Here is a 14,077-nt window from a genome sequence, read left to right as displayed (position 1 = left end):
GAAAATGAAGGGGGTAGATGGGAAGAGGAAAATTTAAATATATTTTTCAATTAGTTCTTGATGTTTTGATGATGCGCTATTAAAAGTGGTTTTAAAGAATTATTTGAATAGCGCAATATTTGGCATTATATTTCTGTTTTAATTTATTGGTATAAATATCGAGTTTGGATGGTTAATTTTTTATATCCATTAAAATTTCAAGGGCGTGATGACGCGCTTCGCTATCGTATAAATCGTTAGTAAATATAAATTCATTTACGCCGAGTTGCTCCGTAATTGTTTTTAATTTGTGTTTAATACTTTTGGGCCCACCAACGATACTTAAACTTAAAAAGTCATTTACTTGTGCTTTTTCTTGTTCACTCCAAAGTCCATCCATTGTCTCGACGGGCGGTACTAACCATAATGGTTGGCCTCGTAGTAGAGATAAGACACGTTGTTTAGATGTCGTTGATAAGTATTGAGCTTGTTCGTCGGTATCCGCAGCAACAACTGGTAACGCCAACATAAAATAGGGTTTAGCTAAGGTGTTTGATGGTTTAAATTCTCGACGATATAGGGCTAGCGCATCCTGTAAAAGGCGCGGCGCAAAGTGGCCTGCAAATACGTAGGGTAACCCTTTTTGTGCTGCTAACTTAGCGCTGAATAAGCTAGAGCCGAGTAACCAAATCGGCACATTTGTATCTTCTCCTGGTATGGCTCTCACACGGCGTTTACCATTATAGGGGCCTAATAATTGTTGTAATTCGCTGACTTCGGAAGGAAAGTTATCTGCTCTCTGTATATCCGCATTTAATGCTTGGCTGGTTAATTGATCACTACCTGGGGCACGGCCGAGTCCTAAATCAATACGTCCAGGATATAAGCTTTCAAGCGTACCAAACTGTTCTGCTACAACTAAAGTTGAGTGATTTGGCAGCATAACACCACCTGAACCAATGCGAATTCGTGTTGTGTTTGCGGCAACTTGCCCGATTAAAATGGATGTCGCGGCACAGACAATACCTGGCATATTATGATGCTCCGCTAACCAAAACCGATTAAAACCAAGTTGATCTGCTTTTTGAGCATAGCGGGTCGTTTTTTGCAATGTTTCAGAAACCGTTGACCCTTTGGTCATAGGTGCAAGTTCTAATAGTGAAAATGGAATATGTGATAGCAAAATAACACCTTACCGTGATTTGGATGAGTAGTTATATAAATGGGGGAATTGATGCATATTTCAAGGTTGCTGTTTTTTATTTTTAGATTTACAACACTACTAAAAGATTCGTAACTTATGTGGACTCCCCCTTTGTCAACAACAAAATGAACACTTGAAGAATTAATGCGAACTTATGTACGAGCTCTCAATGAGTAGCTAACTCTGGCTCTAGGATATTTTCGCGAACATATTTTCAAATCTACTCAACGAGCTCGAAGCTCTAAGTCACAAACTGAATTAATATGCTGATTTTTATCTTCATTATTGCATTTTATTGTGAGGACCTTGTTTAAGCCGCTAATAACTCGGCTTTATATTCTGTACCTTGCTTTATCATCGCAAAAGCTGTTCTAACCGTTTTATTTGCCAAGGCGACGGCTGCACATTTTTTTCCCTTGCGTTCAATCACCCCCTTGAGCCAACATTCTTTTTTTGTTTTAGGTACTCTTTTATCGAGATGAGAAACAACCGCCATGGCACCAACAATTAATTGGCTACGTAACTTACCATGTTTAACTCGACTCCCGATTGCCCCAAGCTTTATTACACCACCTGACGAGTATTGCTTTGGTGTTAACCCTATGCACGCAGATGCATCTTATGTGGACTCCCCCTTTGTCAACAACAAAATGAACACTTGAAGAATTAATGCGAACTTATGTACGAGCTCTCAATGAGTAGCTAACTCTGGCTCTAGGATATTTTCGCGAACATATTTTCAAATCTACTCAACGAGCTCGAAGCTCTAAGTCACAAACTGAATTAATATGCTGATTTTTATCTTCATTATTGCATTTTATTGTGAGGACCTTGTTTAAGCCGCTAATAACTCGGCTTTATATTCTGTACCTTGCTTTATCATCGCAAAAGCTGTTCTAACCGTTTTATTTGCCAAGGCGACGGCTGCACATTTTTTTCCCTTGCGTTCAATCACCCCCTTGAGCCAACATTCTTTTTTTGTTTTAGGTACTCTTTTATCGAGATGAGAAACAACCGCCATGGCACCAACAATTAATTGGCTACGTAACTTACCATGTTTAACTCGACTCCCGATTGCCCCAAGCTTTATTACACCACCTGACGAGTATTGCTTTGGTGTTAACCCTATGCACGCAGATGCATCTTTACCTTTTTTGAATAAGCCTATATCACCACACCCAAGTGCAATATATAAATTGATCGCATTAATTGGTCCAACACCTTCTAGCTTTAACAATCGTTTACAATCTTTGTGTTGATCAATTGAACACTGAGAATATTTATCGTATTGAGCAACGACTTCTCCTTGTGCAACAAGATGAGCATAGGCAACGCGAATGACAGCTCTGCATTCACAAGTAAAGCCATTCTCAGCATCCTCAAGCAGACTGGCTACTGCTGACTTTATCCCACCATTTCGGCTATATGAATGAATATTAAACTCCGCAAGTAAACCGATTAACTGATTCTTAAGCGCGGTTTGGTGCTTTATTGCTAAATCTCTCAATTTCATCATTGTCTGCAACTGCTGTTGTTTATGCGTCTTACCGTTAATAAAGCCAATATCAGCCAATTGTGATGCTTGAATGATAGCTAAAGCATCATTTTTATCTGTTTTCTGGGTTTGCCTTACTGTAGAAACTAACTGGGCCGAAATCAATAAAGCAACATGCCCTGCCTCAATCGTCTTTTGTTTCCAATAGTTAGATCCACTACAAGCCTCAAAGATAATAGTTGTTGGTTTTTGTTGAAATAGCCAAAGTAAAAAATCATCAGATGTCATTTCAATATTTGAATGCACTTTTTGGTTTGTATAAATACAAACTTGAATTAATCTTTTTGCTAAATCGACACCAACTCTTGTATTATCCATCATTGGACTCCTTTAATATTTTTTGTGTGGTAACAATAATATTACCCTACACGCTAATGAAGGTGTAGGGGAGTCCAATTATCTACTCAGCACCCTTTAAAATTTCATGAATTTTTGTCATAAATAGAGTGTAAATACTCAGGGATAAGCCATTTATGCTTAGTTCAAGGCGAAAAAGCGCAGTTTAGTGGTTTAAATGAGCATTTTTCAACGATGAAATAAGCTTAAAGGGCGACGGCCTGAGTAGTTACAAAGATTCTATCCATTTTAAAAATATCATGGTTGAAGCATTCAATAGATATTTTAATGTGCATGTTAAGTCCTTGATAGGAGAAATTATCTGTGGGACTATTTGAAGATGAACTGGGATTGGTTTGTATGTCAGGATGGATTAATGAGCTGTGTTTTTTGTGAAATTGTAAAAGGAAATATTCCTTGTCATAAAGTCTGGGAAGACGATGAGCAAAGGCAAGAGTACTAATATATGAAAATTGAATATAAAGTGAATCATACCATTTCGGCATTGCAATTTACCGAGTTATTAACACGTACTAGCCTAGGTGAGCGTCGTCCAGTTGGTGATTTAGAATGCATGTTAGGAATGCTTGATAATAGTAATTTGATTGTCACGGCCTGGGACGGCAACCATCTTGTTGGGATTGCCCGCAGTGTGACAGACTTTCATTTTTGTTGTTATTTATCGGATTTAGCGGTAGATGAAGACTATCAATATCAGGGGATTGGTAAACAATTACAAATTACGACTCAAGCGCAATTGGGCCCAAAATGTTTTCTACTATTGTTGGCAGCACCGGCCGCAAAAGAATATTACCAACATATCGGGTTTACGCATAATGAGCGATGTTGGATGTTAGAGCGAAGTGAAGATATTAATTAATTTTACCAGCTTCGTGGATAGAGGTGAAATTAATGCTGCTTAATTGTGTTGAAATAGTTAATTTTGTCAACACTCAGAAGATGCCTGAATATGCTCAATTTGTCTATATTCATTAATGTTCAGTTTTTTTGAGATTTTGCACAAAAAACTCATTTAAATTAGTTGCTTAGCCCTTGAGGAAAAGTTATAAATACGAATATGATATGGAATCAATAATATTCAGGAAGAATTAAATACTATATATGGATTATTTAAACCCGACATATGAAAAACACCTTCAAACTTTGGCATATATTGCTAAAAATGAGTTTGATATTCACCTTTCTACTGAAAAAATGATCTTTGATAATTCTTATCGAAATAAGATATTAAGTGAATTAAATAATTTAAAAAGTGGTGGGTTAGGTGAGTATATAAAGTTGTTGGAAGATACACCGATTTATATAAAAACGACCACCCAACCTTTTTTCTTAGATGAATTACCTGATTATTCGATGCCTGGAAAGAATGAAGAAATAGTCGTTCCCTCTGTCAAAAAAAGTCAATCGTCTTCTAATAAATCAATGATCATTTGGTTTTGTGGCGTCTGTTTTGTTTCTTTAGCCTTATTATTTGTGTGGTTCGAAAGTCAGAACTTTTCTGTGCAACCAAGTCATGCTTCTGTTAATCAAAGTGAGAGTACGGATTTGATTGTGCAGGAAGTGATGGTACCGGATAAACAAACTTCAAAAACAATATCGGAAGTTAATTCACTACCTGTAGATGAAGGTGTAGATGTTGATGAAGGCGTGCAAGAGACGGTTACCCATTCTTCGCCTGAGAACGTTGCTCAAAAAGTTGTTTATGCTATTCAACAACGTGAAAATACAAATTTACTGGAAGCAGCTTTGCAGGTAGAAAAACAAAAAGTTGAACCTAATTTAATTCCAATCCCCCCTGTTGAGCAACCCGATGAGATTGAAGTTAAAAGTGAAAAGAATATACCATTAGAAATTATTGTACCAACACAGGCACAAAACGATAACGCTGTTTTTACTCGGATTAAGACTGAGATATATTCTTCGTCTATTAAGCGTTTTCAGCTTGTTGAAGGAATTAAAGATAGAGAGCCAGTTGGCGCTATTAACAATATTCAATTTGGTAATAATCCCGTTGCAAAAATATATGCCTTTTCCCAAGCTAATGATTTGATTAATGATACGCTTTATTATGTCTGGCAATTAAATGGCCAGGAATTAGCGCGCGTTAAAGTAACCGTTGGATCAAATTATTGGCGGAGTTATTCAACAAAACGCATATCTTTGAATGCGCATGGTGATTGGAGTGTTACATTAAAAAATCAACAGGGAGATGTTTTGGCTGTTAGTCGCTTTAATTATTAATGATATGTCGTTTTTAATGACAATCATGTTTTGAATCGACTTAAGTTGAATATTGAATATTGAATATTGAATATTGAATACTTAATGATTAGAGAATTTAAACCAAGGGATTATTTAGCTGTCCAGCGTATTTACCAACAGGGCATTGATAACCGTAATGCAACATTTCAAAATACGGTAAAAACCTGGGAAGAATGGGACAGTTCGATGCTGCCTACCTGTCGATTAATTGCCGCTACACGTAATGACATATTGGGGTGGGCCGCACTTTCTCCCGTTTCAAGTCGTGAAGTTTATTCCGGTGTTGCTGAAGTGAGCTTGTATGTTGCCAATGAAGCAAAGGGGAAGGGGGTTGGTCAGTCATTAATTTCTGCGCTTATTGCCGAATCAGAAAAACATAATATTTGGATGTTGCAATCTGCTATCTTTCCTGAAAATGTAGCCAGTTTAGCGGTACATAAAAACAATGGTTTTCGTCAGTTAGGTGTTCGCGATAAACTTGCACAAATGGATGGTGTTTGGCGAGATGTTGTGTTCATGGAAAGACGTAGTAACGTAGTCGGTATTTAATGATGAAGGAAAGATCGATGTCTGAAATAGGTACAGCGCTATTTAGTAAAGCGGTTGAGTTGATTGAAAAACGCTATCCGACTGGTTGGGGCGGTGCAGCTGCCGTACGTGTTGCTTCGGGAAAAATTTTAGTCAGTGTCGCACCCGATGTGAAAAATGACGGTTTATCCTTGTGTATGGAAGTGGGGGCGTATCTAGAAGCGCATAAATTAGATGAAGCCGTTACACATTCCTTATGTATTTGCCGCGAAGATGAACATAGTGAATATCTTATTTTATCGCCCTGCGGTATTTGTCAGGAAAGATTAGTGCATTGGGGAGGCGATGTTTTAGCTGCGATTACAACATCCGATAATCATCTTGAATTTAAAACGTTACGTGAATTAATGCCACATCATTGGTCGTTGGTGAATGATGAAGTATTGTAGTTGGCTTTGTTGTGTATCAGAACTGAGCTGATTTAGTTTGAAAAGTGTATTTTATTCTTTCCTGATGTTTTAGCCTTATACATCGCAATATCCGCTAGTTTCATCAATTCATCATATTGTAGGCCGTGTTTTGGAAATAGTGCTACGCCAGCACTACCTGTTAAATGAATTTCGATTTCATTAAATAATTTATATTCGCAAAAGAGTTTAATAAATAGGTTTTCAACGATTGATTCAACTTCCTGTTGGTTTTTTATGTCCTGTATTAAAAGAATAAATTCATCGCCAGCTAGCCGTGCAGGTATTATCTTAGGAAGCGGTGTCTCAAATGAAGTGGTTTCTTGGTTTTGCCCCTTAAGGGATAAGTAGACACTTAGTTTTTTTCCAAATTCAGATAATAATTCATCACCAACACGATGTCCGTAAGTATCGTTCACTGCTTTAAAATCATCAAAATCAATAAAAACGAGTGCGCCTTTTTGATTTTTTTCTAACATCTCAGATAAGGCTTTATTGGATAGTTTATAGAAGTAATTTCGATTGGGGAGATTTGTGTTAGCGTCAAAATAGGCTAACTTTGAAATTTCTTTTTTATTTGTTTCAATATTTTTCATCATATTAGAAAAAGAGGTTTTGAGATCCCTTATTTCTAATGGGACAAGTTTTGATAATTTCCATTTTAAAATGACATTTGGATCTCCCTTTTCAATTAATTTAATCGTTTTCGATAAGTTTTCTAAGGGTTTAATTAAAATAAATGAAAATGGAATAGCAATTAAAAAAGCGAGTCCTAGTCCCAGTAACATCACTAGAATGGCGGTTTGGTCAATTGCATATGCTTTTTCTTCGAGTTCTTTAATCGGCTGAGGAACCATAACCCCCCAGTTTGCATGCTCGACATGGGTATAGCCTGCAATCATGTCACCTTTTAACGCCGGCGAGTAAAATTTTTCTACGCCAGTTTGGCCTGCCATCATTTTTTGAACGGCACTGATCTTTGCTATATTTTTTCTTTCTTGTATCCAAGAAGGCAGTGGATGCGCTAATACATTTCCTGCTTGATCGACAATCGCAGCATGTCCTTTTTCACCAAAAGCGACTCTTTCACCCATTTCGATAATATATTTAGTTGAAAGATACGCCAATAATATATCGTCTTGTTCATGTTTAACAACCAGCATGATGGGACCACTATTTATATTTTTATCTTCAGTTACCGTTGAAATGGCTATTTTTCCTTCGACCTCTGTCTTGATGGCCAGGTCGGTAATATGTTTAGGTACCTCCGTGAGGCAATTTGACTTTGTGTGGAATAGGCATTGCTTTAAATGCCCTTGATGATCGATTAATACAACGGTGATGAAGTTATAGCTTTGAAGGAGTTTGCGAAAAGTAGGGGAGTTTAGTTGATGATCAGATTGGGTATCGACAATTGAAAAAATGCCCGTCACATCTTGATAGTACCGTTCAAAAGCAGCGGAAATATTTTTTGCAATAACTAAGTGTTTTTGGCTAACCTCTTGTAATTCTGAGTCTAAGGCTTTTGAATATGGCCAAACCCAAAATAATGTCATTGGAATAATAACAATCAGGCAAAAAGTAAAAACAAGTAAATGTCTGAGTTTCATAGGGATAAGTTTGTCCAATGCTGATAATAGAATGTGATATGGATAGATAATAAATTAATTCAATTATTCAATTATTCAATGGGTAAAGTAACACAGTGATTCTAGCCTGTTTTAGTATTATTGGGAACTGAATCCAGCTATATTACTAATATCTAAGTGATACGTTAAATTTGTCGTGTTGATTAAAAACGTCACAAACTTAACACCGTTGAATTTGTTATTGTTAGCTAAACGTGATGGCAATTTAATAAAACCGTTGAACAATTTTTAACATTGTGGCTTGATTAGTAATAGGGATAAATTTTTTATTTATATTATTGAGTTATTTTATAAGGATAATGCCAATGAATTTTCCAATTAACGCGTCATGTCAATGTGGCCAGGTTACTTATAAACTGTTTGAAACACCACAAAATGTGATCGCTTGTCATTGCAAAGAATGTCAAAAACTATCGACAAGTGCCTACAGTATAACGGCAATTGTGCCAACCAAAGCAATAGAGTTTACCGGTGAAATGAAGCACTGGACTCGGATTGCCGATAGCGGAAATAAAAATAGTGGCTATTTCTGCTCAAACTGCGGCACACGTATTTATCAATTTAATCCGGAGCAACCTGATTCAATTAAACTTAAATTAAAACCCGTTGATAAGGAATCTGAGTCATTATTTGAACCTAAAATACATGTTTGGACGAGTGAAAAATTAGGATGGGTACAAATTCCTGATGGCATTAAAACGGCTGAAAAACAACGTTAAGGTTGAGCATGCAAATAATAAATGTAACAAAAAATAAGACCATTTATGGCCTTTCAGTTCGGACGAGTAATACCGAAGAAATGGATCCTGATAATGCAAAATTAGGTCAGCTTTGGCATCGTTTTGATCAGGAAGTTGATGTTGATTATCAAAATGGTGAGCGGGTTTACGGCGTTTATTATCAATATGAATCCGATGTGACGGGTAAATTTGACGTTCTGGCTGGTAGTGAAAAATTTGCTCCTCAGTTAAAGTCAGTGGTTATTCCGAGTGGACGTTATTTAATGTTTTCGGAACGTGCTTTGACGAATACTGAAGCGGCACGTATTGAAGCGGTTATTGCATGTTGGGGGGCTGTCTGGACTTACTTCAATGATCAAAATAGTGAATTTAAACGGGCTTATCAGGTAGATTATGAACATTACGAAAACGAACAGGATATAAACGTTTATATCTCTGTTCTATAAAGTTTTTCAGATTCAAATAATCAATTTTGGGTTATTTGTTAATTTTGTTTTGTAATGTCCATAAATACATTAAGTCCAGTGCAATAGTCGCGCCTGCAAGGGCGGTTATTTCACTTTGATCGTAAGCCGGCGACACTTCGACGACATCCATACCTACGATATTTAAATTATCTAATCCACGAATGATCTTTAGTATTTTATCGGTACTTAAACCTCCACAGACAGGGGTTCCTGTGCCCGGTGCAAAAGCAGGATCTAGGCAATCAATATCAAAGGTTAAATAAATTGGTAAATCACCAACGGTCGTGCGTATTGATGCAACGATTTCTGCAACCGATAAATCGTTTGCTTGTGCTGCATCGATAACATTAAAACGATGGTTTTGGTGTTTATATTCGGTGCGAATGCCGATTTGTACAGATTTATCTGCATCAATTAAACCTTCCTTTGGGGCATGATAAAACATGGTGCCATGGTCATATTGACTACCGTTACTGTATGTATCTGTATGTGCATCGAAATGGATCAAGGCCATTTTGCCGTATTTTTTATTGTGTGCACGTAATAAAGGCAATGTGACAAAATGATCGCCACCTAAACCCATTATGGTTTTACCACTTGCTAAAATTTGATCAGCGGCGGATTCTAGGTTGTTGCAAAATTCACGGGAATCACCACTGCTGAAGATTAAATCACCCGCATCAATAATTTTAGTATATTTCAGTAGGTTGAATTGCCAAGGAAAACGATGTGCTTCCCACGCTAAATTTACCGATGCACGACGAATAGCATCGGGTCCTAAACGTGCTCCTGAGCGTCCAGATGTTGCCATATCAAAGGGAATACCTAATACAACAATATCAGCATCCGCATTAACTGGATTCTGTACCAACGGTTGACGTAAAAAGGTCATGGCATTGGAATATAAAGAGAAATCAGATTGTTCAAATACATGGGGCATTGATTGTTCCTTCATAAAAGTAAATATGGCTCTCAAGCTATCTTGAAAGCCCTTATTGATAACTATCTAAAATTTCCTAAGTATTTATAAATCTTCCAAATAAGTGTAACCGCTTAAACCTGCATGTAATTCTTTTAATATGCTTTGCTGTTGGTCTGTAGGCAGTTTAGCCGACACTAATTCTTCATAGGTTTTTCGAAAGTCGGCTACATCTAGATGTACATAGTTAAGCATATCTTCGACGGTGTCACCTTCATTTATTTCATTTATCTCAGCTTCCCCTGACTCATTGAGGGTGACAACCACACTGTGTGTGTCGCCAAATAAATTGTGCATGCCACCTAGTATTTCTTGATAAGCGCCGACCAAGAAAAAGCCCATTAGGTATTCTTGATCAGCAGACCAATCAGGTACAGGTAAAGTTGTTTCAATACCTTGTCCATCAACGTAATGGTCCACAATACCATCGGAATCACAGGTGATATCTAATAAAATAGCACGGCGTTCGTGACTTCTTTCTAATCCTGTTAATGGTAAAACGGGAAATACTTGATCAATCCCCCATGCATCGGGGAGTGATTGAAAGAGTGAGAAGTTCACAAATAACTTATCCGCTAGTTTATTGGTTAAATCATCAATAATCGGGCGATGAAAACGATTTTTTACATCCATTAATTGGTTTAATTCGTAACACAAGCGTAAGTTTAATTGTTCAGCCCAAGCACGTTGATGCAGGTTGACAAGCCCCATTGCAAATTGGCTATGTACTTCAGCTAAATCACTTTGGCAATCATGATAAATTTCAATTAATGCCCGATCATCATTATGTAGATTCAATTGTTGCCATGATTTCCACATATTGTTTAATATTAACGGTGCTCCCTCCTCTGGTGCTGCTAATGTTTCAGGTGCATAGGATTCGGCTCCAATTACATTTGAGATTAACACCGCATGATGGGCAGTTAATGCTCGCCCTGATTCTGAAATAATCATCGGCATTGGTTGATTATATAATTTGCAAATATCACCAATGGTAAAAACAATGTTATTTGCATATTCCGCTAAACTGTAATTCATCGAATTGGATGAATGACTGCGTGTGCCTTCATAATCGACAGCTAAACCACCGCCCACATCCATGCAAGATAGTTGCGCACCTAATTGTCGCAGTTCACAGTAAAAACGAGCCGCTTCACTGACACCTTTACGCACATCTCTAATATCAGCCATCTGCGAGCCGAGATGAAAATGTACCAGTTGTAAGGCATCAATTTTATTATGTTTTTTTAATGTGTCTAGCACGGTCAGGACCTGTGATGCTGATAAACCAAATTTCGATTTCTCTCCACCACTTGCTTGCCATTTACCTTTGCCTTGAGAAGCTAAACGTACACGTAAACCTAAACGTGGTTTTACATTTAATTTAGCAGCTTCAGACAACACCATTTCAAGTTCAGACATTTTTTCTAAGACGAGGTGAACTTTATGGCCTAATTTTTCGCCGATTAATGCAAGACGAATATATTCAATGTCTTTATAGCCATTACAAATAATGACTGAGCTTGCTTTTTGTGCCAACGCTAATACCGTTAGCAACTCTGCTTTACTGCCGGCTTCTAATCCTAATTGTTTGACTTCACTGTTATGTTGGCTTGCTAATAAACCATCAACGACTTCTTTTTGTTGATTTACTTTAATGGGATAGACTAATAAATATTTTTCATCGTATTGATAGCTTTCAATCGCTTGATTAAAAGCTTTACAAATACTGTGAACGCGATGGTGTAAGATTTGCGGAAAGCGCACCAAAGCGGGCAAAGTAAGACCTTGTTGTTGAATTTTTTGTGCGATATCCCCTAATGGAATTTGGTAGTCAGGATGATCGGGCGTTGGTGAGACATAGACTTCACCTGAATCATTTATGCCATAAAACCCTTGGCTCCAATGACGTACATTATAGTTAGCACGCACACTTTCTAAATCTTTAACTTGTTTCATCTTTTAATTCCAATGCATAAAAAATAGGCGGTAAATTTTTGTTAATTAACCGTCTAAGAAGCAAAATAAGTTTATACTCGTTCGGTTGGGCGCTTTTTAAACAATCGATAAAATAAAGTCCAACAAAATAATTTATTGGTGACGATAACTAAAAGTTAACATTAGTAAACATGCCGGCTAGAGGAGCAAGGGAGATAAATTAAGCGATAATAAAAAGAGGAAAAGACGAACTTATCAATGAAATAAGAACGTCTTCGTTGAGCGTGATGTGCGGTTTAAAATAGTCTGTTTAAACCATTTAATGCCGCCACTCGATAAGCCTCGGCCATGGTTGGATAATTGAATGTCGTTTTTACAAAATACTCAATAGTATTTGCTTTGCCTTTTTGTTCCATAATTGCCTGACCGATATGTATGATTTCCGCTGCGCGTTCACCAAAGCAATGAATGCCTAAAATCTCTTTTGTGTCGCGATGGAAAAGGATTTTCAGACTGCCGACATCGGATCCTAAAATTTGTGATCTTGCTAGGTCTTTAAACTGAGCACGGCCAACTTCGTAGGGGACTTTTTGTTGGGTTAGCATTTGTTCAGTCTTACCGACGGAGCTTATTTCTGGAATGGTATAAATACCGGTAGGAATATCTTTAATCAGTTTTTTCTTACCCTCACGACACAGAATAAAGTGTGCGGCAACACGGCCTTGGTCATAGGCTGCACTCGCTAAACTCGGGTAACCAATCACATCACCTATCGCATAAATATTATCTACTTCAGTTTGATAATGCTCATTAATAGCAAGTTGACCACGACTATCTGGGTTTAACCCAACATTATCGAGTGCTAATTTATCCGTATTACCGGTACGACCATTTGCATAGAGTAGGCAGCTGGCTTTCATTTTTTTCCCCGATTTAAAATGAATAACAACGCCGTTTGCTGTGCTTTCTACTTTTTCATATTCTTCATCGTGACGAAGGATCATACCGGAATTTCTAAAGTGATAGGAAAGGGCATCGGACATTTCAGCATCCAGAAATGATAATAAACGATCACGGGTATTAACTAAGTCAGTTTTGACACCTAATCCTCTGAATATAGAAGCATACTCACAACCGATAACCCCCGCGCCATAAATCACAATATGTTGAGGATGATAATCTAAGGATAAAATGGTGTCGCTGTCATAAATATTCGCAGCTTCAAAATCAATATCCTCAGGATGGTAGGGTCTTGAACCTGTTGCGATGATAATATTTTTTGCGGTTATTTCTTCCGAACTACCATCGCCGCGAGTGATTAAAATAGTATGTTTGTTTACAAATGTCGCTTTGCCGAAATACAAATTACAATTATTGCGATTGTAAAACCCACTGCGCATGGTCACTTGTTTGGCAATCACTTGCTGGCTATGACGTAACACATCTTTAAAGGTAAAGGTTTTATTTTGTGGATAGTTATTCAGAAATAATGAGTTGTTTTTTAACTCAATCAATTGACTCACACTGTGTCTTAATGCCTTTGAAGGAATCGTTCCCCAATGCGTACAACCACCGCCAATGTCTTTGTACTTTTCAATAACGGCAATTCGCAATCCCCCCTTAGCTAATTTCATTGCCGCGCCTTCGCCTCCAGGTCCGGTACCAATAACAATGGCATCATAATCGTAATGTTCTGGTGGATTAATGGTTTCTTGATCTGTTGGCATAGCTAACCTCTGGTGGTTAAGAATGGGATTAAGGGCTCAATCACTAACAAATATACTGTTTAATGTTTAGCCGCTTGATAAATCTATCACTATTTTTAGGCATGGAAAAGATAAAAGGAACGCAATTCCTCTCACTCTTATCGATTTTAAGATAATGACAGTCGTTATTATTTGTCATAAAATGTCTTTTGATAGTGATTATTATTGCTATTCTAATTGAAGACG

12 protein-coding genes and 1 pseudogene are annotated in these 14,077 nt (G+C 37.4%); 6 read left to right on the top strand and 7 right to left on the bottom strand.

What is annotated here, in order from left to right:
- Nucleotides 1-172: 172 nt before the first annotated feature.
- The 3 genes and pseudogenes from ACR30L_RS13590 to ACR30L_RS13580 all read right to left on the bottom strand — a co-directional run bounded on the left by ACR30L_RS13590 (nt 173) and on the right by ACR30L_RS13580 (nt 3,056).
- On the bottom strand, nt 173-1,162 hold the full coding sequence (locus ACR30L_RS13590) for an LLM class flavin-dependent oxidoreductase (protein WP_435234786.1): 990 nt from the start codon (nt 1,160-1,162) through the stop codon (nt 173-175).
- Between the two features lie 331 nt (nt 1,163-1,493).
- A pseudogene (locus tag ACR30L_RS13585) lies at nt 1,494-1,802 on the bottom strand (transposase); the annotation flags it as partial.
- Between the two features lie 216 nt (nt 1,803-2,018).
- Nucleotides 2,019-3,056 carry an IS110 family transposase gene (locus tag ACR30L_RS13580; RefSeq protein ID WP_435234785.1) on the bottom strand — a complete coding sequence of 346 codons (1,038 nt, stop codon included), beginning with the start codon at nt 3,054-3,056 and terminating at the stop codon, nt 2,019-2,021.
- Between the two features lie 484 nt (nt 3,057-3,540).
- On the opposite strand from ACR30L_RS13580, the gene ACR30L_RS13575 reads away from it, so the two are divergent.
- From ACR30L_RS13575 to ACR30L_RS13560, 4 genes are all read left to right on the top strand, one after another.
- Nucleotides 3,541-3,954 (top strand): GNAT family N-acetyltransferase, encoded by a 414-nt coding sequence (locus ACR30L_RS13575; RefSeq protein ID WP_435234784.1) that lies wholly within the window; start codon nt 3,541-3,543, stop codon nt 3,952-3,954.
- Nucleotides 3,955-4,196: 242 nt separating this feature from the next.
- On the top strand, nt 4,197-5,336 hold the full coding sequence (locus ACR30L_RS13570; RefSeq protein WP_435234783.1) for a DUF2914 domain-containing protein: 1,140 nt from the start codon (nt 4,197-4,199) through the stop codon (nt 5,334-5,336).
- A gap of 84 nt (nt 5,337-5,420) precedes the next feature.
- Nucleotides 5,421-5,906, top strand: a complete 486-nt coding sequence (locus tag ACR30L_RS13565) for a GNAT family N-acetyltransferase (protein ID WP_435234782.1) — start codon at nt 5,421-5,423, stop codon at nt 5,904-5,906.
- A gap of 17 nt (nt 5,907-5,923) precedes the next feature.
- Nucleotides 5,924-6,334 (top strand): cytidine deaminase, encoded by a 411-nt coding sequence (locus tag ACR30L_RS13560; protein ID WP_435234781.1) that lies wholly within the window; start codon nt 5,924-5,926, stop codon nt 6,332-6,334.
- Between the two features lie 32 nt (nt 6,335-6,366).
- On the opposite strand, the gene ACR30L_RS13555 is transcribed toward ACR30L_RS13560, so the two are convergent.
- Entirely contained in the window at nt 6,367-7,962 is a 1,596-nt protein-coding gene (locus tag ACR30L_RS13555; protein ID WP_435234780.1) for a diguanylate cyclase domain-containing protein, read from the bottom strand.
- A gap of 344 nt (nt 7,963-8,306) precedes the next feature.
- On the opposite strand from ACR30L_RS13555, the gene ACR30L_RS13550 reads away from it, so the two are divergent.
- The gene (locus ACR30L_RS13550) at nt 8,307-8,720 is read left to right on the top strand and encodes a GFA family protein (protein WP_435234779.1); all 414 of its coding nucleotides are present in this window, start codon (nt 8,307-8,309) and stop codon (nt 8,718-8,720) included.
- Between the two features lie 8 nt (nt 8,721-8,728).
- Nucleotides 8,729-9,187 carry a GyrI-like domain-containing protein gene (locus ACR30L_RS13545; RefSeq protein ID WP_435234778.1) on the top strand — a complete coding sequence of 153 codons (459 nt, stop codon included), beginning with the start codon at nt 8,729-8,731 and terminating at the stop codon, nt 9,185-9,187.
- Nucleotides 9,188-9,218: 31 nt separating this feature from the next.
- Here the strand turns inward: ACR30L_RS13545 and speB are convergent, their stop codons facing one another.
- The 3 genes from speB to sthA all read right to left on the bottom strand — a co-directional run bounded on the left by speB (nt 9,219) and on the right by sthA (nt 13,852).
- Nucleotides 9,219-10,148, bottom strand: a complete 930-nt coding sequence (gene speB, locus ACR30L_RS13540) for an agmatinase (RefSeq protein ID WP_435234777.1) — start codon at nt 10,146-10,148, stop codon at nt 9,219-9,221.
- Nucleotides 10,149-10,232: 84 nt separating this feature from the next.
- Nucleotides 10,233-12,146: a biosynthetic arginine decarboxylase gene (speA, locus tag ACR30L_RS13535; RefSeq protein WP_435234776.1), complete on the bottom strand. Its 1,914-nt coding sequence runs from the start codon at nt 12,144-12,146 to the stop codon at nt 10,233-10,235.
- A 275-nt stretch (nt 12,147-12,421) separates the two neighbouring features.
- Complete coding sequence (sthA, locus tag ACR30L_RS13530) at nt 12,422-13,852, bottom strand: Si-specific NAD(P)(+) transhydrogenase (protein WP_435234775.1); 1,431 nt, start codon at nt 13,850-13,852, stop codon at nt 12,422-12,424.
- Nucleotides 13,853-14,077 lie beyond the last annotated feature (225 nt).

This window comes from Psychromonas saccharinae, assembly GCF_051201515.1.
GTDB lineage: Bacteria > Pseudomonadota > Gammaproteobacteria > Enterobacterales > Psychromonadaceae > Psychromonas.
This window is presented reverse-complemented; position numbering and strand designations above follow the sequence as displayed.